Source organism: Hyphococcus sp., assembly GCF_965267305.1.
Lineage (GTDB): Bacteria > Pseudomonadota > Alphaproteobacteria > Caulobacterales > Parvularculaceae > Hyphococcus.
In genome coordinates this window covers 562405-586974 of the sequence record NZ_OZ253945.1, presented here as the reverse complement: position 1 = coordinate 586974, position 24570 = coordinate 562405, and the positions used below count along the sequence as shown (strand labels likewise).

At 62.0% G+C, this 24570-nt stretch carries 21 protein-coding genes and 1 tRNA gene; 12 read left to right on the top strand and 10 right to left on the bottom strand.

Going from position 1 to position 24570, the window contains the following annotated elements:
- Positions 1–37: 37 nt before the first annotated feature.
- Both ACQY5P_RS02770 and ACQY5P_RS02765 read left to right on the top strand, forming a co-directional pair.
- Complete coding sequence (locus ACQY5P_RS02770; RefSeq protein WP_428409322.1) at positions 38–1009, top strand: SDH family Clp fold serine proteinase; 972 nt, start codon at positions 38–40, stop codon at positions 1007–1009.
- A gap of 42 nt (positions 1010–1051) precedes the next feature.
- Complete coding sequence (locus ACQY5P_RS02765) at positions 1052–1963, top strand: hypothetical protein (protein ID WP_428409321.1); 912 nt, start codon at positions 1052–1054, stop codon at positions 1961–1963.
- A 7-nt stretch (positions 1964–1970) separates the two neighbouring features.
- On the opposite strand, the gene ACQY5P_RS02760 is transcribed toward ACQY5P_RS02765, so the two are convergent.
- Positions 1971–3329, bottom strand: coding sequence for a Y-family DNA polymerase (locus ACQY5P_RS02760; protein WP_428409320.1), 1359 nt, complete (start codon positions 3327–3329; stop codon positions 1971–1973).
- A 57-nt stretch (positions 3330–3386) separates the two neighbouring features.
- A complete protein-coding gene (locus ACQY5P_RS02755; protein ID WP_428409319.1) occupies positions 3387–4202 on the bottom strand; it encodes a hypothetical protein in 816 nt (271 codons plus the stop codon).
- Between the two features lie 78 nt (positions 4203–4280).
- On the opposite strand from ACQY5P_RS02755, the gene ACQY5P_RS02750 reads away from it, so the two are divergent.
- The 4 genes from ACQY5P_RS02750 (at position 4281) to ACQY5P_RS02735 (ending at position 6960) form a co-directional block, all read left to right on the top strand.
- Positions 4281–4943 (top strand): Fe2+-dependent dioxygenase, encoded by a 663-nt coding sequence (locus ACQY5P_RS02750; protein ID WP_428409318.1) that lies wholly within the window; start codon positions 4281–4283, stop codon positions 4941–4943.
- A gap of 76 nt (positions 4944–5019) precedes the next feature.
- Entirely contained in the window at positions 5020–5382 is a 363-nt protein-coding gene (locus ACQY5P_RS02745; RefSeq protein ID WP_428409317.1) for a YciI family protein, read from the top strand.
- 9 nt (positions 5383–5391) lie between these two features.
- Positions 5392–5733 (top strand): YciI family protein, encoded by a 342-nt coding sequence (locus ACQY5P_RS02740; protein ID WP_428409316.1) that lies wholly within the window; start codon positions 5392–5394, stop codon positions 5731–5733.
- A 3-nt stretch (positions 5734–5736) separates the two neighbouring features.
- Entirely contained in the window at positions 5737–6960 is a 1224-nt protein-coding gene (locus ACQY5P_RS02735) for an RNA polymerase sigma factor (RefSeq protein ID WP_428409315.1), read from the top strand.
- Between the two features lie 34 nt (positions 6961–6994).
- Here the strand turns inward: ACQY5P_RS02735 and ACQY5P_RS02730 are convergent, their stop codons facing one another.
- Complete coding sequence (locus tag ACQY5P_RS02730) at positions 6995–7843, bottom strand: hypothetical protein (RefSeq protein WP_428409314.1); 849 nt, start codon at positions 7841–7843, stop codon at positions 6995–6997.
- A gap of 84 nt (positions 7844–7927) precedes the next feature.
- Positions 7928–8635, bottom strand: a complete 708-nt coding sequence (locus ACQY5P_RS02725) for a histidine phosphatase family protein (protein WP_428409313.1) — start codon at positions 8633–8635, stop codon at positions 7928–7930.
- A 234-nt stretch (positions 8636–8869) separates the two neighbouring features.
- Here ACQY5P_RS02725 and ACQY5P_RS02720 point away from each other — a divergent pair, with 234 nt between their 5' ends.
- Entirely contained in the window at positions 8870–10621 is a 1752-nt protein-coding gene (locus ACQY5P_RS02720; protein ID WP_428409312.1) for a D-alanyl-D-alanine carboxypeptidase family protein, read from the top strand.
- A 40-nt stretch (positions 10622–10661) separates the two neighbouring features.
- Entirely contained in the window at positions 10662–11999 is a 1338-nt protein-coding gene (locus tag ACQY5P_RS02715; protein WP_428409311.1) for a GGDEF domain-containing protein, read from the top strand.
- A gap of 7 nt (positions 12000–12006) precedes the next feature.
- Here ACQY5P_RS02715 and smpB read toward each other — a convergent pair whose 3' ends face one another.
- A complete protein-coding gene (gene smpB, locus ACQY5P_RS02710) occupies positions 12007–12480 on the bottom strand; it encodes an SsrA-binding protein SmpB (protein WP_428409310.1) in 474 nt (157 codons plus the stop codon).
- Complete coding sequence (gene dapA, locus ACQY5P_RS02705; RefSeq protein WP_428409309.1) at positions 12480–13361, bottom strand: 4-hydroxy-tetrahydrodipicolinate synthase; 882 nt, start codon at positions 13359–13361, stop codon at positions 12480–12482. Before dapA ends, smpB begins: the two co-directional genes overlap by 1 nt.
- A gap of 224 nt (positions 13362–13585) precedes the next feature.
- Between dapA and ACQY5P_RS02700 the strand changes: the two genes are divergently transcribed.
- Together ACQY5P_RS02700 and ACQY5P_RS02695 are read left to right on the top strand one after the other, a co-directional pair.
- Positions 13586–16321 carry a transglycosylase SLT domain-containing protein gene (locus tag ACQY5P_RS02700; RefSeq protein WP_428409307.1) on the top strand — a complete coding sequence of 912 codons (2736 nt, stop codon included), beginning with the start codon at positions 13586–13588 and terminating at the stop codon, positions 16319–16321.
- 95 nt (positions 16322–16416) lie between these two features.
- Positions 16417–16902, top strand: a complete 486-nt coding sequence (locus ACQY5P_RS02695) for a GNAT family N-acetyltransferase (protein WP_428409306.1) — start codon at positions 16417–16419, stop codon at positions 16900–16902.
- A 145-nt stretch (positions 16903–17047) separates the two neighbouring features.
- On the opposite strand, the gene ACQY5P_RS02690 is transcribed toward ACQY5P_RS02695, so the two are convergent.
- A tRNA-Ser gene (locus tag ACQY5P_RS02690) sits at positions 17048–17138 on the bottom strand.
- Positions 17139–17295: 157 nt separating this feature from the next.
- Here ACQY5P_RS02690 and ACQY5P_RS02685 point away from each other — a divergent pair.
- Positions 17296–17853, top strand: coding sequence for a VOC family protein (locus tag ACQY5P_RS02685; protein WP_428409305.1), 558 nt, complete (start codon positions 17296–17298; stop codon positions 17851–17853).
- Positions 17854–17910: 57 nt separating this feature from the next.
- Positions 17911–19287: a TolC family protein gene (locus tag ACQY5P_RS02680; protein ID WP_428409304.1), complete on the top strand. Its 1377-nt coding sequence runs from the start codon at positions 17911–17913 to the stop codon at positions 19285–19287.
- Positions 19288–19289: 2 nt separating this feature from the next.
- On the opposite strand, the gene grxD is transcribed toward ACQY5P_RS02680, so the two are convergent.
- From grxD to ACQY5P_RS02665, 3 genes are all read right to left on the bottom strand, one after another.
- Positions 19290–19619, bottom strand: coding sequence for a Grx4 family monothiol glutaredoxin (grxD, locus tag ACQY5P_RS02675; RefSeq protein ID WP_428409303.1), 330 nt, complete (start codon positions 19617–19619; stop codon positions 19290–19292).
- Positions 19620–19692: 73 nt separating this feature from the next.
- Entirely contained in the window at positions 19693–23205 is a 3513-nt protein-coding gene (mfd, locus tag ACQY5P_RS02670) for a transcription-repair coupling factor (RefSeq protein ID WP_428409302.1), read from the bottom strand.
- Positions 23206–23326: 121 nt separating this feature from the next.
- Positions 23327–24559, bottom strand: a complete 1233-nt coding sequence (locus ACQY5P_RS02665; protein ID WP_428409301.1) for a diguanylate cyclase — start codon at positions 24557–24559, stop codon at positions 23327–23329.
- Positions 24560–24570: the final 11 nt, after the last annotated feature.

The window sequence follows — 24570 nt, the reverse complement described above, 5'->3', positions numbered from 1 at the left end:
CTTCCCGGAATTGTCTTGCGTTGAGGGGTCCCGGGGCATGGAAGCGTTTTTCGGCGCGTTGCCGATCTTATTGATTTTATTATTTATTTTTGCGCGCAACATCGCAAACCAGCAGCGTCACGCGGAACTCGTCAACAAATTCACGAAGATCCAGAAAAAGCGCAAAAGCCGCATCATCGCCATTGTTCATCGTCAGGAGCCCATGGGCCTCCTCGGCATCCCGATGCTGCGCTACATCGATCTCAACGACGCAGAAGACGTGCTCGAAGCGATCCGCAAGACCCCGCCGAATAAGCCGCTGGAATTCATCCTGCACACGCCGGGCGGCCTCGTGCTGCCCGCGGTGCAGATCGCGCGCGCCATCAAGGCGCATCCCGGCAAGAAAACCGTTTTCGTTCCCCATTACGCCATGTCGGGCGGTACGCTGATCGCGCTCGCCGCCGACGAGATCGTCTTGAGCGAGCACGCCGTGCTCGGACCTATCGATCCGCAGATCGGCGGCCTTCCCGCGGCGTCGGTCGTGCGTGTCGCCAATGAGAAGCCTATTCAGAATACGGACGATTACACGCTGGTGCTCGCCGATGTGGGCGCTATGGCGATCACGCAATTGCAGAAGATCGCCCGCGAGCTGTTGACGGGAACGGTTTCCGAGAACGCCGCCATCGGCATTGCTGAACAACTCTCCTCCGGACGCTGGACCCATGATTATCCTATTGCCTACGGGGAAGCGAAAGAACTCGGCCTCAATGTCTCGCGTGATATGCCTAAAGACATCATGGAAATGATGGCCCTCTTCCCGGACTCGCTGCGCCGGACGAAAAGCGTCCGTTACATCGAAGATGAGCCGGCACATGCAGCAGCGCCCGATCACCGCGTCACCCTCACCGGCTATCAGCCGCAGCCCGGCGCGCGCAGTTTCAGCTACGGCCCCTGGAATCCGAAAGAATTGAAAAATCCCAGGGCGCATGAAGAAAAGCGCAAACCGTTCTGGCGGCGCGGCGAAGACTGATGCGCCGCCCCATTAAACTCTAAGCTCAACAGGATATTGTTCATGGTTCAGTATAAACTCGCCGCAATCGCCCTTTGTGCTCTGGGCGCGGCTTGCGTCTCCTCGCCTCAGACGGCGCAGCGTCTGGCCGGCGTCAACCCTTACGATTATTACGCCTTCGACCGGCTTTCGCGGATCGAGATCGCCCAGAATCTCACCATCGGCTCCGCCTCGCTCGACGAGAATTTGGCCCTGCTGTCGGCGTCATCCGATGAACGGACACAAGGACATGAGCGCGTCATGCATCGTGACGTCAGCGACAGCGACCGGCTCAACAACAAAGCGCTCTCCGGCGGCGGTCATTCGTATTATGTCCAGACGCAGAACAGCTTCGAACAGGATGGCTGGGCGATTGAGGGCGACCGCCTGCGCCATGTGGAGAGCGGGCTCTTGTGCCCGTCCGGCCTTGCCCTTGGCGATCAGGGGCGCACCTTTGGACTGGAGCGCGTCATCGAATTCTCCAATGACGGCCGTGATGTCGCCTGTCATTACCGCGCGGCCGATAATGGCGACGGCATCACCGCTTATGCGAGCTATTGGCCGGACGTGCCTCTCGAGGCGCATGCGGCGGCGGCGGCGCAAGGCATTTTGCAGAATTACGCTGTCGAAAGTCAGGTGATTTTGCCGGTCGTCGATCTGCAGGCCGATGAAGTCGATCCCGACCTCGCCGACCTAGTGAATGGCCTTGAAGAACCGCTCGCCGGCGGCTTTGAAATCGGCGCCGTTAACGGCATCCCCTACCGTACGTCGCTCTGGATTGTGAAAACCCATGGCTGGCATGTGAAGCTTCGCGCAACCTACGCCTCGGCCGACCAGTCATCGGAGCTGTTGTCGGCTATCCATTTCATGGCGTCGCATCTCGCCGTCCGCGCGAAAAACATGGCGGAACCGATCGCACTGGGCGGCGAAGTCTGACCGGCTCTTAAAAAAGAAATTCCGCCTCTTCGGGCACGCGGGAAAACGCAATCTTCGCGCCGAGATAGTTGAGCGCAAGGCCGGACTGGCTCGCTAGCGCCACATGGCGTTTCGGCCCGCCTTCGCCGCGAGGCCCGCCAAGGCGCTGAAACTTCGCGTCGAGATCGGCGTTGATCGTATCGATGGCTTTCCAGAGGCCGGCCCGCCGCGCGTTTTTCTCAACGCCTTTCGGTTCGGCGAAAAGGTCTAGTTGTTCGAGCGCGGTTTCTCCTTGCTTTGCTAACCCGTGCAGATAGACGGTGACGCCGCCAAGCCTCGGAAAATGCCCTTTCCGGCGCTGGGCGTCGGAGAAGTCCGCCCACATGTCGTCAAGCAGCGCCAGAAACTGAAAACTGTCCTGCGAATAGGAAAACCGCCGCGCCGCCTGCCAGCCGCCTTCGGGGCGCAGCCTGACGGAAAGGCTGAGGGAGCTTGCATGCATGCCGTAATGGCGAAGCCGGCTCGCAGCCTTGAGGAGAAGCGCCCGGGCGACGATGCGCGCCTTGTCTGGAGTTTCATGTTCGCGCGTGAGGACGCGGCTGTGCCCGATCATGGATTTTTTTGTCGGTTCTTCGATGGTTTCATAGCCGTGAAGGCCGTGCCAGAATCGCTCGCCCATGACCGAGCCCCAGATCGCCCGCGCCTGTTTCGGCTGCAGCGCCCAGAGCTTCATGAAATCATCGACGCCGGCGCGCGCCAGCCGCGCTTCAACCCCGGCGCCGATTCCGGGAATATCCGTAAGCGGAATATCGGCGAGCGCATGGGGAAGGTCCTCAGCCCGCAGGACGGTCAGCCCGTCCGGCTTTACCCGTTCGGCGGCGAGCTTGGCGAGGAGCCGCGTCGGCGCGATCCCGATGGAGGAGCGCAAGGCGGGACCGACATTGGTGGCGATCCCCTCTTTGATGCGATGTGCCGTGGCGACGGCGCGGGCCGGGTCTTGTTCCGACCGCGACAGACGGAACGCGGCTTCGTCAATGGAATAGATTTTTTCGAGCGGGATGTGCCGCTCTATCTCTTCCATGAGGAGTTTGTGGACGGCGACATAGCGGTCATGGCGCGCCGGCATGACGGCGATGCCGGGACAAAGGATGCGCGCGTCAGCGACTTTCGTGCCGCGTTTGATCCCGAAGGGCCGCGCCTCGTAACTCGCGGCGATCGCCCCTGTGTGTTCCGAGGCGAGCGGCGTCACGATTACCGGCTTGCCCATGAGCTCGGGATGATCGTGCTGTTCGACCCCGGCGAAGTAGGCGTTGAAATCGATAAAAAGGTAGGAAAGCGGCCGCTTGGCCGCGCCCTTGTTTTCAGGATATGTCGCTCTTGACAGCATGAGAACAAAAATAGAACACTTGTTCTCTGCTGTCCATGAGACGGGGGCGGCCCGAAACTACATCAGGCCGCGCGCGGCGATCTCGATCCGGGCCGCCGCGCCGTAAAGCGTTGAAGCGCGCCCTTCCGTCGTTTCCACGGTCAGTCCGTCGAAGGACGCCAGCGCCAGATCGATCTGTTCGTGGGCGAGACTGATCGCGTCCGACGCATCGACGTCGCTGGTCTCAAGACCCGACAGCATGTCGCGTCCCGCGACCAGAAAACCATAGGCGTCCTGATATTCATGGGCGTTGACAATGGCGCCGCTGTCTTCAACCCCGATGTCGAATTCGTCGGCGGCGGTGCGGGTCATTTCCGATATGGCGAGCAGTACGGCGGCGGGATTCGTGCGGGGCGCATGGGCGTCGATCGCTTCGACGACAGCTGTGTATTCCGCGTCGATGTCGCCATTCGCTGTCGCCGCATCCACCAGCGCCGTCAACTCGTCGGCGAAGCCTGATTGGCCGCGCGGCGCGAAGGCCGGCACGATATCCATGTAGAGTTCGCTTTCGGGGTGCTTCACATGCATTCTCGCCATGTCGCGCGAGCCGCTCTGGTAAAGTTCGTAGAACGCGATCAGATGGCCCCGCACGAGGCCGAGCAGCTTCAGATAGGCGACGTCGTCGGTCGCCGGATCGCCGCTGAGGCTGCCGGATTCACCTTCGCTTTCGCCGCCTTCTCCCTCGCCTTCAGCTTCGCCGCTGGAGACAGTGGAAAGATCGACTTCGCCTTCCGCGCCCTCTCCTTCGCCCTCGCCGCCGCATCCGGTCAGGGCCAGCGCGCCAGCGGCGGCCAGGGTTGAAAGGCTGGTCATGAGTTTCAAACGTCGGGTCATCTTGCCCCTCCAAAGGTCTTGCAGGCATGTATAGTCGACCTCAGTGTAGATGCAAACCATTCTTAACTAGGCGCCGCCATGCTGTTGCAGATCGACCAGATACTAACCCCGGAAGAATGCGACGCCATCCTTGAGGCTGTCTCGCCGGAAGCCCTGTGGCGTGACGGCAAGGAGACGGCCAAGGGCGAAGCGCGCGCGGTGAAGGAGAACCGCCAGGCGGACCCCGGCGCCCCGGCGGTCAGGGGCGCCCTCTCCAAGGTCGAGGCGGCGCTCCTCGCCCATCCGGTTTTTCAGGCGGCGGCGCAGCCCGCCTCCTTCGCGCGCATCGCCCTTAACCGTTATAGCGAAGGCATGTCCTATGGCGACCATGTGGACGCGCCTTACATTAACGGCCAGCGGACAGATCTTTCTTTTACGGTTTTTCTGAACGGATCTGAAGATTATGAAGGCGGCGACCTGGTTATCGACAATGCCGGGCATGAAGACGCCATTCGCGGGGCTAAAGGCAGTGTCGTGCTATATCCTTCCCGATCGCTGCACCGGGTGGAGCCCGTCACGGCCGGCGCCCGTTTCGCCTGCATCGGCTGGGTCAAGAGCCGCATTCGTTCCGCTGAAGACCGCGCGCTGCTCTTTGAACTCGAAGCGGCCCTTGCCGATCTCAAGCAGGCGAGAGCGCCGCTTTCCGTCTATAATCGCCTCATGAACATCCGGAACAATCTTCTGCGCCGTTTCGGGGAGTGATGTCGAAATGGCGCGGTGGAAAGCGTCATAGGGTCATGGCGGCGCCCTGGGGCGCGCAACATTTAAGGAGCCTTGTATGAAGGTCATGATCCTCGCGCATGAGCCACCCGGCGATTTCGCCCTGCGCGACAATAAAGAGAAATTCGATTCCTATATGGGCGAATGGTACGCCTATAGCGGGTCGATGAGGGACGCCGGCATTATGCTCGACGGCGCCGCGCTCGAGCCGCCATCGACGGCCACGGTGGTTTCGGTAAGAAACGGCGTCCGCAAAGTCGAAGACGGTCCTTTCCCCGACACCAAGGAACAGCTCGGCGGATTTTTCATCATCGATGCGCCCGACATGGAAACCGCAGTCGAATGGGCGTCGAAATGCCCTGCTGCGAAAACCGGCTTTGTCGATGTGCGCGCCATCCCCGATTACGGCCAGAACGGATAGGAGCGCCCCATGCAATATCTGTTGATGCTCTACGACAATGAAGACGAATGGGCGGCGATGGAGGAGGAAAAGCGCAACGGCATTCTCGGCTCCTATTTCGCCTATACGGATACCTTGCGCGAAGCCGGCGCCTATGTCGCCGGCGAACCGCTTGAACATTCAAAGGAGGGCAAGCGCGCGCGTCAGGGGCGCGTCGAAGACGGTCCTTTCGCCGACGGCAAGGAAACCCTCGGCGGGTTTTACATGATCGAGGCGCCTGATCTCGACGCTGCGCTCGACTGGGCGGCCAAGTGTCCGTGCGCAAGCTTCGGCTATGTAGAGGTGCGCCCTCTCTGGAATGTCGGCGGCTAGACCATGAGCGAGGCGCGGGCGATTGCGGAAGAAACCGCCCGCGCCTCCTATGGCCGTTTGCTCGCCTGGCTCTGTGCGCGCACCGGTGATGTCGCTGCGGCGGAGGACGCCCTCGCCGAGGCGTTTCGGGCGGCGCTGGAACACTGGCCGCAAAGCGGCGTTCCCGCCTCGGCTGAAGCCTGGATCATCACCGCAGCGCGGCGCAAGCTGATCGATCAGGGACGAAAGGCGAAGACGCGCATGGATGCGGAGCCTGCGCTGGCCCTCGCCGCAGAAGAGGCTGAGGCCAAAGCGAATATGGATTCGCCCTTCCCTGATGAGCGCCTGAAACTCATGTTCATTTGCGCACATCCCGCGATTGAAGAAAACATCCGCACGCCGCTGATGTTACAGACCGTGCTCGGCCTCGATGCGGCGCGCATCGCGTCCGCATTTCTCACCTCCCCGAAAGCCATGGGCGCGCGGCTGGTGCGCGCCAAACGCAAGATCAAGGCCGCGTCTGTTCCCTTCACAGAGCCGCCGCTGGAGCAGTTGCCGCAACGCATGTCCGCCGTCCTCGACGCGATCTACGCCGCCTTCGGGACTGGCTGGAACGAAGTCGACGGCGCCGGCCAGACCGGCGATCTTACGCATGAGGCAATATTCCTTGCACAGCTTGTGACGTCGCTGGCGCCAGACCGGGCGGAAGCCTGGGGGCTTTTGTCGTTGATGCTGCACGCCGAAGCGCGCCGCGAAGCGCGTCACTCAAACGGTGCGTATGTTCCACTATCGTCACAGGACACGTCGCTGTGGGACCGGCGCATGATCGCCGCCGCGGAACAGGCGCTTGCCACGGCGTGGCGGCTCAATGACATGGGGCGGTTTCAACTTGAAGCGGCGATCCAGTCAGCGCATGCGGCGTCACGGCTCCACGAGCGCGATGTCTCGCAAGACGTCATCCTCCTGTATGAGAATCTGATCCGCATCGCGCCGTCGGCCGGCGCCGAGATCGGATACGCCGCGGCGCTTTCGAGCGCAATGCGATTTCAGGATGCGCTAGACGTCCTAGACCGTATCGAAAAGGAGCGTGTTGAAACGCATCAGCCTTTCTGGGCGGTGCGGGCGCATGTCTGCAAAGGACTTGGGCGCGCGAGCGAGGCCGACGCCGCCTATGACCGCGCCATTGGCCTTTCGGATAATGACGCCGCGCGCTCATTCTTGCGGTCGCAAAAAACGGCGCCGGTTTGAAACGGCGCCGTTTGGTCTTCGATTGGAGAAAATTCTAGAACCAGTAGCTCTTGTTAAGGCGCTGCATGAAAAGCGGCGTCGAGGACGGCTCCATGTTCACGGTCCAGTTGAACGGCCTATCGAGACTTGCTTCGGCGGACTTCTCCAGAATGGCGTAGCTCTCAGCCTCAACGCGCACCCAGATCGTAGCGTTCTGGCTGCGCGCCGGAATACCCGCGCGGATCACCAGAGAATTGCCTTGCTTCTGCATGGTGCCGCCTGCTGCGCGGAAGAGATTGTACGTCTCCCCTGTGTCCGCATTATGCATGCGTCCCCGCAGCGTCCCCTTCCGCAGCATCGTGTCGATGCTGTCCGGCAAGCCGTTCGGGAAGTTGATGGTCAGCGTGCAGTCATATTTGGCGGGCCCCCGCCGGTCCTGCACCTCCATATATTGCGCAGGCGAATAGCTCGCATGGTAAATGCGGCCCTCTGTCGAGACTTCCCGCATCGACGCGGGCTCAAGGCCCGGCAGCGAATCGTTGAGGCCTTCAAGTCCGCCGGCGAGGTTGGCCGGCACCGCCGTCATCAGAACCGCGAGAAGGCCGAAGCCTTGTGCAAAAGCCCCCTGACGCGTGATGGGCTGGAAATAGAAAATCGAGCCGGCGCCGACGAGCGTCATGCCGAGCACCACCATCCAGAGCGGTATCTCCGTAAAACCCAGAATGGCGCCGAGCTGCGCCACCCATTGGTTTATCGTATAAAGAGCCGAAGCCTCGCCGGATTGCTGATAGTCTGTGACCAGCGCCGCGATAATGCCGGCCGAGCCCGACAGCGCGAGCCCTAACATGTCAATCGTCGTAAAATTGCCCGGCGCCTTGACGCCTTGCTTCATACCGTACGGCATTGGAAACGCCTCCCTCACGATACCCCTACGCGGGGAGTTAACCACAGAATTGCGAAAGGTTTAAGGCTGTTTCTGAAGGAGTGATCAGGCAATATCGCTATTGCGCGGGCGCAGACCGCCGAAATCCACATCGAAGAGATGTTCAAGGCTCGACCGGGAAAGCCCTTTTTTCACAAAGTCATAGGCGGTGACGTTCAACGCTTTCAGCGCCATCCGCTCGATCTGTAGCCCCTGGCCGCTTTCGGCGGGGGTCACATCCACGTCAATAAGATTGAGGCAGGCGAGATCCTGTTCGAAAGCGGCGATGGTGGCGAGGCCGCCGCCGCAGGCCCAGCCGAGCGCGATGCGATTGACGCCCTCATGAGCGACAATCAGGGCGGTGCGCCATTCGCGGTTGAGAACTATTTCCTCCAGCGCCGCCGTGACGCGCGCCTGGGCGTTTTCAAATGTTTCTCCGTCGGGCAGGAAACGCGCGCCCGGCGCATCGGCGTTATCGAAGCTGTAGGCGAGCCGGGCCGCGAGTTCTTCCCGGCTGTCGGCGCGGATCCAGCCGCTTTTGATCTCCTCAAGCCCTTCATGCGCAATCAGTTCCGGCGGCGCGTCATTGCCGGCAAGAACGATCTCCGCCGTCTGGCGCGTACGCGGCAGGCCGGAATAAACGGCGAGATCGAAGCGGGCGTGGCGCAGCGCGTCGCGCGCTGCAGCCGCCTGCTCCCGCCCCTCGTCGGTGAGGTTAACCATGCGAGGATCGGTAAGATCCGGCGCGAAATAGTCCACATGTCCATGCCGCATGAGAAAAATCCGCCGCCTGCCCGCGCCTTTCATCAGCTCTGTCCTTTTCGCATCTTGCCGCCGGGATAGCCAAATCCTTGAGCCTAGGCCAGCGCGGGAAGCGGCCTGGCGCTCTTAAAAAATCCCCTGTCAATGGCTCGCGCCCCGCTTCCGCGGGTGATAAAGTCACCTTGGCGAAAGGGGAAAGCCGGGGGCCGAAAGGCGCAGTCGAGGGGTGTTCTAAGGGCGATGGCGTTGCGTTCGCCGATATATCTTGCCGGGGCTTTTCTGATCCTGGCGATCAGTTTCGCCGCATATTTCAACGTCGCCGTCAGGGTGGACGCGCCATCAGCCCTGTCCCGTTTCAACCAGTTGATCGAGCAGTCCGCGCCGAAACGCGCGGCGGTTCATGGCGAACGGGCGCTGCGGCTACTTGCGAAGGAAGGCCAGACCGTCGATGAGCTTGCGCCGCTGATGCTGCGCGTCGCCGATGCGCAGCTTGAGCGCCGCCGGTATGAGCGCGCTGCATCCCTGGTTCGTGAGGCGCTGGCGACAAAAGCCTCGAATACGCTGAGCCGCCGCGAACGCGCGCAATATGAGGACAAGCTGGCGCAGGCGTCGATTCTCTCCGGCGATATTGAGACCGCGGTCGCAATCTACGCATCTTTTCTCGATCTTGCAGGCGACGATGCGTCCCGCGGGCACGGGGAAGATTCCTCGGAGATTTCCGCCTTCTATGCCGAACGCGTCGGCGTCGCGGCGCGCTATTTCACTGAAGCGCTGAACCACGCAAGACCCTATGAACCTGCGTCCGGGACACGGGAAGAACAGCTTGCCACGGCGTTCAACATGGCGTCTCTCGGGGCCTTTTACGCCATGCGCGATGACGCCGCCTATGCGGCGGCGGGGCTCCTCTCATCGGCTTATTTGATCCGCACCAAGCTGCTCGGTCCGGAACATCAGGACACGGTGCAGCTGACGCTGGTCCTGGGGCCGGTTTATTCCGGCATGGGCCGTCTCGACGACGCCGAAAAGCTTTATCTCGACGCCTTCCATGCGCAGGAACAGCTCAAGGGCGCCAACAGTCCAGATCTCAGCTTGTACATCAAGCTCCTCACCGGAATTTACGAGAAACAGGGCCGCTACACCGAAGCGCAGGCGCTTCAGGAGCATATGCGCAACCTCTTTCGCGATGCTTTCGGCGCGCAGCGCTACGCCGTCAATCGCGAGCGCGACCGCCGCGAAGACATCAACCGTCCTGTCTCCCAGCAGTTCCTCCTGGAAGCGAATTATGCGCCGGGCGACCTCATTTCCGCGGCGGAGTTTTCCATTCCAACGGCGAAGTCGCCGAATATTGACGAGATGAAGCTGCGCCTTGCGGGCGACAGCGACGCCGATCCGCGCGAAGCCAATCTGCCGGCGCGGCTGGCGCAGTTGATTTCGCTGTGCCGTTCGGAATCGGGGGAACGCATTTCCCTGCGCTCGGGCTACCGCTCTTACGCAACGCAGAAAGTCCTCTATGCGAATATCGGCGCCAAAGGCACGGTGACGCCGCCCGGCATGTCGGAGCACCAGACCGGCCTTGCGGCGGACATCAATGTGGACAACCGCTTCATGCGCCCGAGCGACCGCGCCTATCAATGTTTTGAAGAGAACGCCTATCGTTTCGGCTTCATCCTCTCCTATCCCCCGGGCAATGACTATCTGCCGGGCGAAGACCCTTACGAGCCCTGGCACTGGCGTTATGTGGGCGTCTCGACAGCGCAGCTCTACCGCGAGGCTGGCCCCTATCAGAAGCCGCAGGAGTTTCTCGCCGCCCTTCCCTGCTATCAAGAGCGCGCCGCTAAGGGTGTTTTTCCCGCTATTGGCGAAGAGGACATCTGCCTTTCGGGCAAGCCGGAGATCAAGGTTGCGGCGAGCGAGAGCGATCTCCTGCAACCTGTTGAAGAAGACGACAGATCGGCCCGTATCTTGAATAAAACTCCGGCGGCGCGGTCTCCGCGCTGACAACCATAAGCGGCGACGAAGCCGCCGGCCGGGTGAGTTCATGCAGGAAGATATCGGCGCTGCGCCGAAAGCGCGTATTGTTTATGTTGGCGGCGACGAAGCGCGCGGCGCGTTAACCGTAGCCTTCGAGGATGCAGGCTATGCGCTTGTCTCGCATGAAGACGCATCGCGCGCCGACATAGGCCTCATCGATCTGCGCGGACGTCATGTCTCGAGCCGCAAGGCCCAGTCCATTGCCGGCCTCCTGCGGAAATCGTCTCCGGAATCCTCGATCCTCATCATGATCGACCCTTATATCGACGAGACCGCGCGCCGGGCGCTCCGCCGTCATGGCGAGCTGGTTGTCATGCTGACCCGGCCCGAGGCGCTGATCGAGCGCTGCCGTCAGGTCTTGCGTTTGCGCAACATCGCCGAGGAAGCGGGGGAACGGCTGAAAAGCCTTGCCGGTCTCAACCGTCTCAGCGATTTCCCGCCGATCTCAGCGCCCGCGGCGCATCTTCGGGTTTTGATCGCCGGCGAAGCGGGTCCGGTCGCCCTTGCCGCGCTCAATGCGCTGAAGCCCATCACCGAGCAATGCGTTTGCGTCTTCTCCGCAGGGCAGGCTTTGCGCGCGGTGGAGAGCATGCGGTTCGATGCAGCGATCTTTCTGCCGAAGCGCGACAGCGATCCGTTGATGAGCCTCGCGCGATCGCTGCGCCGTCACCCCAAGCACGCCAACATGCCGATCATTTTCCCGATGCACGATCCTGACGACGCGGCGGCCTTCGCTCAACGCGGCGCGTCGGATTTTCTGCTGACGGGACATATCGCTAGCGATCTCGGCCCCAAGGCGCAACTTTCTGCGCGCCGGGCGCGGCTATTAAAATCCATGCGGCGCTTTCTGCAGGCCTGCGAAGGCGACGGCGTGCGCGATCAGGGTTCAGGCGCCTTTACTTCCGCCTTTCTCGCCGAGCACGGCGCGAGACTCTGCGCGCGCGCAGACCAGAACGGCCGCGCCATGGCGCTCATTGCGCTGCGCATCGAAACGGAATCGAAAGACCATGGCGAAGCCGAACCGGGCCGCCGCGCGCTGCATCAGGCGGCGCGCCTCATCAATCGCGTGACACGCGCGGAAGACCTGGCCGCACGGGTCGCCACGGACACGTTTCTGGTGTTGCTCCCGGCGACAACGGAAAAGAATGCGGAAAAAGCCGCGCTGCGCATTCAGGGCGTTCTAGAAAACACTGTCTTCCGCAGCACCAATGACGATCTTCTTTATGGCGTCCATGTGGAGACCGCGGCGGTGGCGCGTCCCGACGGGTGTTGCATCGAGGAATGCGTGGCGCTCGCCCTCGCCGTCTTGCGTGAAAACGCGGATGTGACCGTCAGCGCCAGCTAAAGCTGCGCTATCCCCGTTCGCGCAACAGCCGCTGTTTCTGGCGGTTCCAATCGCGCTCTTTCGACGTGTCGCGTTTGTCGTGCAGTTTCTTGCCCTGCGCGAGACCGATCTCCAGCTTCGCGATGCCGCGTTCGTTGAAATAAAGCTTCAGCGGGACGAGCGTGTAGCCCTTGCGCTCAACCGCCTGCGCCAGCCTTGCGATTTCGCGCTTGTGCAGCAGCAATTTGCGTTTGCGCTTGGGTTCATGGTTTTCGCGGTTGCCGGCGGAATATTCCGGAATGTTGGCGTTCACAAGCCAGATGGCGCCGTCTTCCGGCGAGGCGTAGCTCTCCGCAATATTAGCCTTGCCTTCGCGCAGCGCCTTCACCTCTGTGCCGGTCAGCATCAGCCCGGCCTCGATCGCGTCTTCCACGAAATATTCGTGACGCGCCCGCCGGTTCTCCGCCACGATGGTGCGGCCGTCTTTATCTTTGGATGACATCAGCCGATCAGGCCAAGCTCTTCCAGAGCGGCCCGCACCTTCGCTTTCGATGCATCATGCGGCGGCACTAGCGGCAGCCGCAATTCTTCCGAGCACAAGCCCATCAGCGACAGCGCATATTTCACCGGCGACGGATTGGTGTCCGTAAAGAGCGCTTCGTGCAACGGCGCGAGCCGATCCTGAAGCGCGCGCGCCGTGACGTAATCGTCATCGAGACAGGCGTTCTGCAGCTTTGCGCAAAGATCGGGCGCGACATTCGATGTCACGGAGATGCAGCCGACCCCGCCCATGGCGTTGAAGCCGGCCGCGGTCATGTCCTCGCCCGATAGCTGGATGAAATCCTCGCCGCACATGCGGCGCTGCATGGCGACGCGGGCGAGATCGCCGGTCGCGTCTTTGACGCCGATGATGCGGGGAAATTTTGAAAGCTTCGCAAATGTTTCGTTGGAAACATTCACCGCCGTGCGTCCCGGCACGTTGTAAATGATAATCGGGATGTCCGTGGCGTCATGGAGCGCCGTGTAATGCGCGATGAGTCCCGCCTGGCTCGGCCGGTTGTAATATCCGGTGACGGCGAGAATGGCGTCGACGCCGATTTTCTGGATGCGCTGCGCCATGTCGATCGCATAGGCGGTCTCGTTTGAGCCTGCGCCGCCGATGACCGGCACGCGCCCGCCGGCGACCTCGACGCAGAGCGAGATCACCCGCTCATGCTCTTCATCGGTCAGCGTCGCCGATTCGCCGGTTGTCCCCACCGGCACAAGCCCGTGGGTTCCTGCAGCGATCTGGCGCTCCACGAGCTCCTGAAAGGCCCGTTCATCGACGGAACCGTTTTTAAATGGCGTGACGAGGGCCGTAATGGACCCCTTGAATTGTGTCATTGGCTCTGATTTCTCAAATTTAACGCCACCCCTAACGCCGTCGCGCCGTTTCAGCAAGCGCCGCCTGTTTGGATGACGGCCAGTTTGGGCTATTGTGAGGCGGGCCGGTGTTCTGAAGCGGGAGTTTACTGGGTATGGTGCGTTTGGCGCCCAAGGGGATGAAAAGGCGCTTTCCGGGAAGGGCAGGAAAATGGCTGAGGGCCGGCGCTGCTGCGCTCGCCGCAATGGCTGTGTCTGTCCCCTCCCTTGCCGTCGCAGGCATGGCGGATGTCGCGCCGCGGGTGAAGCCCGCAGCGCCCGGGCCTCTCTATCTCAGCCGGGGCGACAAGGAACGGCTTCTCGCCGCTCATGCGGCGCTCAAGGCGAAGCAGTTTCCCACAGCCGTCTCGCTTATCAGCCTCGTCCAGGATCCGATCGCACGGGGCCTTGGCGAGTGGATGTATTTCATGGCGCAGGATCCTGCCGCCGACTTCACCATTGCGGACGGGTTTCTCGACGCAAATCCCGACTGGCCGGCGCTTTATCGCATCCATGCATGGATCGAGAAAAAAATACCGGATTCGGCGCCGGCAGATGAGGTGCTCGCATTCTTCGACAGCCGCGAGCCAGTGACGGCCGCCGGCAAGCTGCAGCTTGCGCGGGCGCTTTTCACCGTGGGCGACGCCATTGGCGGAGAGCGCCTCGTTCGCGATGCGTGGATCAACGACAGTTTCACGCTCGCGGAAGAGCGGCGCATCCTGTCCAATTACGGCGGCAGGCTGACGAAAGAAGATCACGCGGCGCGCGTCGACAAGCTCCTCTGGGGTCGGCAGGTGACGAATGCGCGGCGCGTTTTCCCCTATCTCGACTCCCATGAGCGCAAGAATGCGGAGACCCGCGCGGCGCTTCTCCTGCAGGCGTCAGACGCCCAGAAAATGTTCGACCGTTTGTCCGAGAAGGACAAACTCGATTCCGGGATGTTGCATGCGGCCGTGCGCTATCACCGCCGCCGCGGCGAGGAGCAATACGCCCTGGCGCTCGCCGACATGGCGCCGAACGATCCCGCCGAGCTGAGAGATGGAGGCCGCTGGTGGGACGAGCGCAATCTCCTGATGCGGTGGGCGCTGAAGAACGGCCGCTTCGCCGACGCCTATCAGGTCGCCGCCGGCCACCGGATGAGCGAAGGCGCGGAATATGCGGAAGCTGAGTTTTATGCGGGCTGGATCGCCCTGCGCTTCCTCAATGAGCCAGAACGCGCGGAGACGCATTTCCTTGCGCTCGCCTCAGGAGTGGAATCGCCGATTTCCGTCTCGCGCGCCTATTACTGGCTCGGGCGCGCCGCCGAGGCGAAGGAAGATCCCGCAAGCGCGCGAGCCTATTACGCAAACGCCGCGGAACATTATTATTCCTATTACGGACAATTGGCGGCGGAAAAACTCGGGGGCGCGTTTGCTGCGTCGACTTTCGGAGAAATGGCGCAGTCGAGCCCGGCCGAGCGCGCCTTGTTTTCTTCGCGGCCGACGGTGGCGGCGCTGCGGATGCTCACCGATCTTGACCTAGAATACGAGTTCATGGTCTTCGCCTATCATGTGGACGACCAGCTGGAGCGGCCCGGCGAATATATCGAGCTCGCCAAGTTGACCAATGGCGAAGGCGCGCCGCATCTCACCGTGCGCGCCGGCAAGGTGGCGATCCAGCGCGGCGCCTTCGCGCCCGATGTCGCCTATCCGCTGGTCTTCGTTCCCGACGAGGCGGCGAGATTCGTATCGCCGGAAATCATTCTCGGTCTTTCGCGGCAGGAAAGCGAATTCAACCCGCGCGCCTATTCGCGCGCCGGCGCCAGAGGCGTGATGCAGCTCATTCCGACGACGGCGCAGATCACGGCGCGCAAAGAAGGTCTTGTCTATTCGCGCAACGCCCTTCTCGACGATCCCGCCTACAACATGACCCTCGGCTCCGCGCATCTGTCGCATCTTCTGGATCGATTTGACGGCTCTCTCGTCATGACCCTCGCCGGATACAACGCCGGCGCGGCGCGGGTCGATCAGTGGATCGGCGATTATGGCGATCCAAGAAGCGACAGCGTCGATCCCCTCGACTGGGTTGAGCTGATCCCGTTTTCGGAAACCCGCAACTATGTGCAGCGCGTGCTTGAAAATGTGCAGGTCTATCGCGGGCGGCTGAGCGAAGAGCCGATCCCCGGCAAGCTTGCCTCGGACATCGAACGCGGCGGCGCGCGCAACCGCATCGCCAATGCGCTGGCGCCGTCGCTGGTTCTGGCGAACGCCGCCTCGCGCTACAGCGCACAGGCCCTGCCGCCCGTTCCCGAACGCACGCGGGAACGCGCGCGCCGTTACGCCATGCAGAACCCGCCGCGAATGCCCGGCGACGCCGGCGCGCCATTATCTGCGCCCGGAGAAGAGGCGACATCCGCCTCACCCATCGCCTTCAACGATGCGAACGGCGAGTCGTCCGGCCTCAAGAAAAGGCAAGTCAAGCGCAAGACCCCGAAACTTGAGCAGCCGGATGCGCCGGTCCCGGTTTTAAAGCCGCTGCAACGCGAAGAGACGACGCCGGATGGAGCGCGCGCCGTCAGCGTCGAAGAAGCCGCGGATATCATGGAAGCGGCTGCGCAATCCGCTTCTGGCGCGGCTCCGGCGGCTGAAACGCATATCCTCACGCCAGAACCGGAACCGGCGCCAGAGGGCGATCTTACAGACGACATCGTCGCGGAAGAAAACCTCGCCGAGAATGCGGATCTGACCGATGGCGGTGATGTCTTGGAAAATGCTGCGGATATGCCGCCCATGGCGGAAGACGAAGCGGACGATATCGTCGACTTTTCGACGCCGCTCAGCGAACAGGAATATTGCGACGCATACCGGGAGTTTCTCCTTCGCAATTCCGAGGAAGACCTCGACGCCGCCGAACTGAACGCCAAGATGCTGGCGGATCTCGAAGACCGAGGCATGTGCCAGTAACGCAGGAACGTTTCGCCTTCACTACACTTGTTCTTGATATAGAGAGCCTCGCTCTTTGCTTGTGAAAGCGATTTCCAGGGGATATCGGGTGCTGAATGATCCCCACTTCCCCATGCAGACTGACATTCGCGCGATTGCCGGACGTTTCACCGAACGAGATCACAGCCCATATGTCGGATCCGCGCGTCGCTGAGCACATGCCGCTCCTCGATTTTGCTTGGGACGAGAGCAAGACAAGAGAATTCATTGAAGCGAAGGAGGAATGCTGGCGTAGAGACGGCCTCGGTCATTGGGCGTTTCTCTGCGACGGCCTGTATGTAGGATGGGGCGGATTTCAGAAGGAAGGCGACGAATGGGATTTCGGGTTGGTGCTGAAGCCCGACCATTTCGGACTCGGCATGCGCCTCACCAGAAAAGCTCTCGACTTCGCGAAAGCCGATCCGCGCATTCCCTTTGTGACCTTCCTGTTGCCCATGTCCCGGCGGCGCCTTCGGGGGCTCGCGCGGATGGGCGCTGAGTATATCGGTCAAATCGATTACGCGGGGGCCCGGTTCCGAAAATTCCAGCTCAGCACAAGCTAAAATCTATAGGCGCCCCGTTTCGGCAGGCGTCGGGCGGAAACGAAGGGATTCGAACCCCGCGCGCCGTAGGCGCGCAATCTTTAAGACGAGGGTTCAAACAGACTTTCGCGTGAAGACTGTTCGGTCATGTCCTCAGGTGAAAATCTGGCGGAGACGAAGGGATTCGAACCCTCGATACGCTTTTGGCGTATACTCCCTTAGCAGGGGAGCGCCTTCGACCACTCGGCCACGTCTCCGCCGCCGGTAATGCCCGGAATTGAAAGGCATTGCAAGGCGTTGCACCGCCTCTTCCCCCCTTTCGACGCCTGCCGGAATACGGCCATCTCTCCCCTCGTCCGGCCTTTGTGGTAAGGAAAGATTTCAACAGGACGGGCGGAATGGAGAGAACACGCCATGGGACTTTACAGCTTCGGCCAGCCGAAAGGCGGCATCATTCAGACCGCCTATGTCGTTGAAGACATTCACGAGGCCATGGAGAAATGGCGCTCGCGCATGAAGGTGGGGCCGTGGTTTCTGCTCGACCATTTCACCGGCGAGAACGGGACCTATCGCGGCGCTCCGGCGGTCGCCGACATCTCCATCGCCATGGCCTTCGCCGGTCACATGCAGATCGAGCTGTTGCAACCCAATGACGATCATCCATCGGTCTACAAGGAAACGATTGAGGCGCGCGGCTACGGGTTTCATCATTTCGGCAAGTCGTCCATGGATTACGCGGCCGACCTCAAGGCCTATCAGGCGCTCGGCTATGAGCTTGCTTTCGAGGCCGGGGTGCCGAGCGGCGGCCTCGTCGCCTATCTTGACACCAAGGGCGAGATGCCGGGCTTTCTGGAGCTCATTGAGGACACGCCGGGCCTCGATGAGATGTTCACCTCGTTTTACCGCGCTTCCCTTGCCTGGGACGGATCTGACCCCGTCCGATCCATGCTGACCGGCGAGGCTCTGGGCTAAGTAAACAAATCGTTAACCATATCCGCGCTATCCCGTCAGCCAAGGAAGTGCGGGGCAATGGCCGGAAGACTCTGTTTGTTATCAGCGCTTTGTGCTCTGGCCCTCGCGCCGGCGCAAACTTTTGGCGCCGATGATGCGGCCGGCAGCGTTTACGACGCGTTCGAGGGCGCGGCCCCCGTCGATCTTGAGGCGCAAGGTCCTGAGACCGTCATCGGCGCGATCCGTGACGCCCTTCGCCACAATCCGGACATTCGCGCTGCGGCCGCGCGGGAAGACGCCGCAAGGGCGGAACGTTTTCGGGCCCTTGGCGGGTTTTTGCCCGATGTGGAGGCGGTCGCATCCTACACGGACGACCGCTGGCGCAGCGATGGATTCGAGCTCCGCAATGAAAGCGAGGGCGCGACTGTCGGCGTGACCGCGGTGCAGCCCTTGTTTCAGGGGCTGTCCGCCTTCAACCGTTTCCGCGCGGCGCGCGCGCGCGTCTCGCAATCGGAACTTGCGCTTCTGTCCGCTATGCAGCAGACGGCGCTCGACGCGGCCCGCGCGCATGCTTCGGTCATTCTGGCGCGCAAGATCGTCGATCACCGCATCGAGAATATGGGGCTCGTCAACCAGCAGCTCACCGTCACCGGCAAGCGGGCCGAAGCCGGCGCCCAGAGCCGGACCGGCGTCGAGCAGGCGCGCATGCGCCTTGCGCAGGCGCAGGTCGATCTTGGCGAAGCGCGCGCCAATCTCGCTCGTGTGGAAGCCGCCTATACGCGCATTGTCGGCCGCGCGCCTGCGGCCGAACTGACCGCCGACGACAGCGATCTCGCGAGCCTTTTTGCGTCCGTCGAAGACGCGCTCGCCATCGCGCGCGACAACAATCCGGCGATCGCCGCCGCCGACGCCGCGGCCGAGGCGGCGCGTCACGACAAAAGCGCGGCCGTCGGCGTGCTTGCGCCGCAGCTCACCCTCGAAGGCAGCTATTTCAAGCGCTATGGCGAAGATCCGCTGATCGCCGCGCAGGAAGATGAGGAATATCAGCTCGTCGCGCGCATGCGCATGCCGCTTTTCCGGCAGGGGAACAACATCGCCAATGTGCGTTCCGCCGGCGCCTCGGTGGCGCAGCAGGAAGCGCAAATGACAGCGACCCTTCTCGCCGTTGAAGAAATTGTCAGCCGCGCCTGGCGCCAGCTTGCCCAGGCAAAGGCCCGCCGCGCGGCGGCAACGTCCGGCATCGAAGCGGCGCGCCAGTCGGTCAAAGGTCTAAATATGGAATTTAACGCTGGTCAGCGCAGCGTTATCGACGTGCTCGACGGTCAGCGCGATCTCGTCATTGCGCAGATCAATGCGTCACAGGCGGACTATGAAGTGCGCATCACACAATATGAACTCGCCGCGGCGACGGGCACGATCTTCGACGCTTTCGGCGAAACGCTGGGCTCTAAATAAGATTACGCCGCGAGCGGCACGCCCTTGTCCTGAAGGAACTGGCGAAGCTCGCCCTGCTCGAACATTTCCCGAACGATGTCGCAGCCGCCGACGAATTCGCCTTTGACGTAAAGCTGCGGAATGGTCGGCCAGTCGGAAAATTCCTTGATGCCGTGACGGAGCTCGTCGGATTCGAGCACGTTGGCGGATTGGTAATCGACGCCGAGATGGTCGAGGATCTGCACCACCACCGACGAAAATCCGCATTGCGGGAATTGCGGCGTCCCCTTCATGAACAGCATGACCGGGTTGGCGTCGACCTGCGCCTTGATCTGGCTCTGAATGTCGCTCATCGGGGGTGACTCCTTTACGTTTGGCGATAGCTAGGCGCCCGGCCGGGCGAGGTCAAGGGAGGGGCACCCCCCGTCAGGCCGCCTTTTCGGCGATTTCCGCAATAATGCCGGCGATCTTCTTCGCGCCCCGGAGCCGCGCCTTGTCGTCCGCCCATTCCTGACGGAAGACGACCTTCTGGTCGGGCCGGAGTTTCACGTCGAGGGGCGAGGTCGCCATATACTGAACGAGGCCGGCCACATTGGCGAATGTGTCGTTGCGGAAGGAGATGACGGCCCCCTTGGGCCCGGCGTCGATCTTGGCGATGCCCGCCTTGCGGCAGGTCGCCTTGATGGCGACGATTTCGAGAAGGTGCTCCACCTCGCGCGGCATCCGGCCGAAACGGTCGACGAGCTCGGCGCCGAAGGCGTCGATTTCTTCCTGTGATGTCACGTCGCCAAGACGCCGGTAAAGCGCCATGCGGACGTCGAGATCGGTGACGTAAGTCTCGGGGATCAGCACCGAGGTTCCAAGATTGATCTGTGGCGACCACTGGTCGTCTGCGGCCGCCCCGCCTTCGCGCAATTCGGCGACCGCCTCCTCCAGCATGTGCTGGTAAAGTTCGACGCCGACTTCCTTCACATGCCCGGACTGTTCCTCGCCGAGAAGGTTCCCCGCGCCGCGAATGTCGAGGTCGTGGCTCGCCAGCGTGAAGCCCGCGCCCAGCGTATCGAGCGACTGCATCACCTTGAGGCGGCGCTGCGCGGCGTCGGTGAGTTTCTTGCGCGCGCTCGTGGTGAGGTAAGCGTAAGCGCGCTGTTTTGACCGCCCCACCCGGCCGCGAAGCTGATAAAGCTGGCCAAGGCCGAACATGTCGGCGCGGTGGATGATAATGGTGTTGGCCGTCGGAATGTCGAGGCCGGATTCGATGATCGTCGTCGAGACTAGCACGTCGAATTTGCCTTCATAGAAGGCGGTCATGATGTCCTCAAGCTCGCCCGCCGCCATCTGTCCGTGGGCGATCTTGAATTTCAGTTCCGGCAACTCGTTGGAGAGGTATTCCGCAATGTCGTCGAGATCGGCGATGCGCGGCGCAACATAGAAACTCTGTCCGCCGCGATAATGCTCGCGCAGCAAGGTTTCGCGCGCCACGACCGGATCGAATGGGCCGACGGTTGTTCGTACCGCGAGCCGGTCCACCGGCGGCGTCGCGATCAGCGACAGATCGCGAATGCCCGACATGGCGAGCTGCAGCGTGCGCGGGATCGGCGTAGCGGTGAGCGTCAGGACGTGCGTATCGGCGCGGTATTCTTTCAGCCGTTCCTTGTGCTTCACGCCGAAATGCTGCTCCTCGTCGACAATGACCATGCCGAGATCGCGGAACTTGATCGTCTTCTGCAACAGCGCGTGCGTGCCGATGATGATGTCCACATCGCCCGAAGCGAGCCCGTCTTTCGCCGCCTTCTGGTCTGCGGCGGAGACCATTCGCGACAATTGCGCGACCTTGAGCGGGAAGCCTTTGAAGCGTTCGGCGAAGTTTTTGTAATGCTGGCGCGCCAGCAAGGTCGTCGGCGCGATCACCGCCACCTGACGGCCGGTCATCGCCATGATGAAAGCGGCGCGGAGCGCGACTTCCGTCTTGCCGAAACCCACATCGCCACAGACCAGCCGGTCCATGGGCTGGCCTTTCGCAAAATCCTCAATGACGTCGGCGATCGCGGCTTCCTGATCTTCCGTTTCCGCATAGGGAAAGCGCGCGCAGAATTCGTCATAGGTTCCGGTCGCCGGTTCGACAGCGTCGGCGTGGCGCATGGCGCGTTTGGCGGCGATGGCGATGAGCTGTTCGGCCAGCATTTTGATGCGCGCGCGCATTTTCGCCTTGCGGCCCTGCCACGCGGCGCCGCCGAGCTTGTCAAGCTGCACGCCCGCATCGTCTGAGCCGAAGCGCGACAGCAGTTCGATATTCTCGACGGGGAGGAACAGCTTGTCGCCGCCGTGATATTCAAGATGCAGGCAGTCATGAGGCGCGCCCTGCACTTCAAGAGTTTTGAGGCCCTGATAGCGCGCAATGCCGTGATCCACATGGACGACGAAATCGCCGACATTAAGGCTCGAGGCTTCGGAAAGGAAATTCTCCGCCCGCTTCTTGCGGCCCCGGCGGACCAAACGGTCGCCGAGAATGTCTTGCTCGGAAATGAAGGCGGCGTCCCGGGTCTCGAAACCCGTCTCAAGTCCCAGCACCGCCGTCATCATCGGCGTGTTGGATTTCAGGACGGCGTTCCAGTCGCCCGCCTGCCCCAGCTCTTTCGCGCCATGATCGCCGAGCACGGTCTGCATCCGGTCGGCGGAGCCTTCGGACCAGCAGGCGATGACGACTTTTTTCTTGTTCGCGATCAGCGATTGCGCATGCTTGTTTACCGCATCGAAGACATTGAGGTTTTCAGCGGCGCGTTCAGCCGCGAAAGTGCGTCCGACTTTCGCGCCGAAATTGAAGGCCCGCGTGTTTTCTGGCGGCGCGAAAGGCGAGAGCGGGCGCAAATTCGTGGTGAACATGCGCTCTTTCCACTCGTCGTCGCTGAGATAAAGCGCATCGGGCTTCAGCGGCCGGTAAACCGGCGCTGCGAAGTCGTTGTTACGAGGTTTTCTCGTCTCGGTGTCTTCGGCTCGTGCATCGTAGTGATCGCGAATGGCGCCCAACCGCTCCTCGACAGCCTCTTCCGCGAGATGATCCATGAAGACGAGCGCGTCGCCGACAAAGTCGAACAGCGTATCCACGCGCTCGTAAAAAAGCGGCAGCCAGTGCTCGGCGCCCGCATGAGTGCGCCCTGCGCTCACCGCTTCATAAAGCGGATCGTCGCCCGCCGGGCCGAACGCCGCCACATAGCCCTTCCGGAACCGGGAGATGGTCTCTTCCGACAACAGGATTTCGCTCGCCGCCGCCAGCGAAAATCCGGAAAGCTGGCAAGTCGTCCGCTGGGTTTCGGCGTCGAAGGCGCGGACGCTCTCGAGGCTGTCGCCGAAGAAGTCGAGACGCACGGGCTCTTCGGCGCCTGGCGGGTAGATGTCCACAAGGCCGCCGCGCACCGCGAACTCGCCGGGCTCGCGCACCGTCGAGGATCGCGCATAGCCGTTGGCGGCGAGATAGGAGGTGAGACCGTCGAGCTCCATCGTCGCGCCGGGCGCCAGCGACAGGGCGGCGTTCGCGATAACCTCCTTCGGCGGGGTTTTCTGAACGGCGGCGTTAATGGGCGCGACGATGATGAACGCGCCCTCGCCCCGCCGCTGGATCGCGGCGAGCGAGGCCATGCGCTTCGACGAAACCGCAGGCGACGGCGAAACGCGATCGTAAGGCAGACAGTCCCATGCTGGATATTCGATAACGGGAATGTCGGGCGCGAAGAATTTCAGCGACTGCGCCATGGCGGCGGCGCGGGTTCCGTCGCGGGCGATATGAAGGACGAGATTGTTCGTCGCGCGCGCGGCGTCAGCGACGGCGAGCGCATCCGCGCCTTCGGGCGCGCCGAAAACCTCGAGGCGGCCCTCCGTTTTCCAGGCGGTTTCGGCGCTCACCGCCGCCATGCCCGAAACCATTGTCTTGCCGTCCGCCATACAAGTTCCTCAACGCAAAATGCGCGGGACGCCGATTTGACGGCCCGCGTTCAACTTTGGGAGGGTGATGTAGGCCGGGAGCCAGAGGAAAGCAACGCGGCGGATCGGGTCTTCGCGATAATCAGGCCCGCGCCGCGGAGAGGCCGTCGCGATATTGCCGGCGCTGATGTGCGCTGGCGGCGCTGCGCAGCTTTTCCACCTGGACATCAGTTTCGCAGGAAACACGGTTCCGGCCTAGGGCTTTCGAGAGATACAGCGCTTCGTCGGCGCGGGCGATGAGGGACAGAAGGCTCTCGCCGGGCTGGCGCAACGCAACGCCGAAACTCGCCGTGAAATTATCGGCGTCGTCAGTATTGGCTGCATCTATGTTTATTTCCGCAAAATCGCCGCGCAGCGCCTCGGCAAGCTCCTTCGCCGCATGCAGCGGTTCGCCCATCACCAGCATGGCGAATTCTTCGCCGCCAATGCGGCCGGCGATGCGGTCGCGGTCGGCATATTCCGTAAACAGCGCCCCGAGTTCTGCAATCACCATATCCCCGTAGGCATGACCATGAGTGTCGTTGACCTTTTTGAAGTGATCGATATCGGCGAGGATGACAGCAGCGAAGTCATTGTCCCGGCGATTGCGCAAGGCGGCTTCCGCCACGTCTTCGAAACCGCGCCGGTTATAGATGCCTGAAAGCCGGTCCGTAACCGAGCTCACGCGCAGATCCTCGATGATTTCCGTGCTGCAGGCGACAAGAAGCGCCATCCCCAGCATCACGGCGCAGGCGCCGACGACGAAATGCAGCATTACGATAAAAAGCGCCTGATCGAAATTCTCTGGCGAAAGCGATCCGCCAGAGGCGTAAAGCATGACGAGCGGGCGGGCAAAACCCTGAAAGCAACTGATTGCGTAGAGCCAGAAAACCAGCTTGTCGATCTTGCGCGGCGTGTGCCCGCGAATGGCGACAAGGCCGATGGTGAAAATGATCCCGCAGCCGAAATTCGCGATGAATGAGCTGGTCCAGCCGGCGCCGAGCGAATTGAAAGACCAGCTATAGAGAAAGACATGAATGACGAAGGCCGCTGCATAAAGCCGCCATGGGGCAGTGCCGCGATAGTAAAGCGCAAGCCCGGCGGAGGCGAGTGTGGCGGTAATGGCGTAAATCGAGCCGACGACGATAATTCCGAAGGAAATTATTCCCGCCTGTTCGAGAATGTCCGACGTAAAGGCGGCGGCGCCGGTGAGATAGGAAATGGCCAGCAACAGCACAGCTCGCGACGGACGCACTGCATTCACGGTGAAAAACCCCGCCGCAAAGAGCAGGAACACCAGCGGATTCATAAGCTGGAAATAGGCTTCCGCCGACACGCTACGCAACT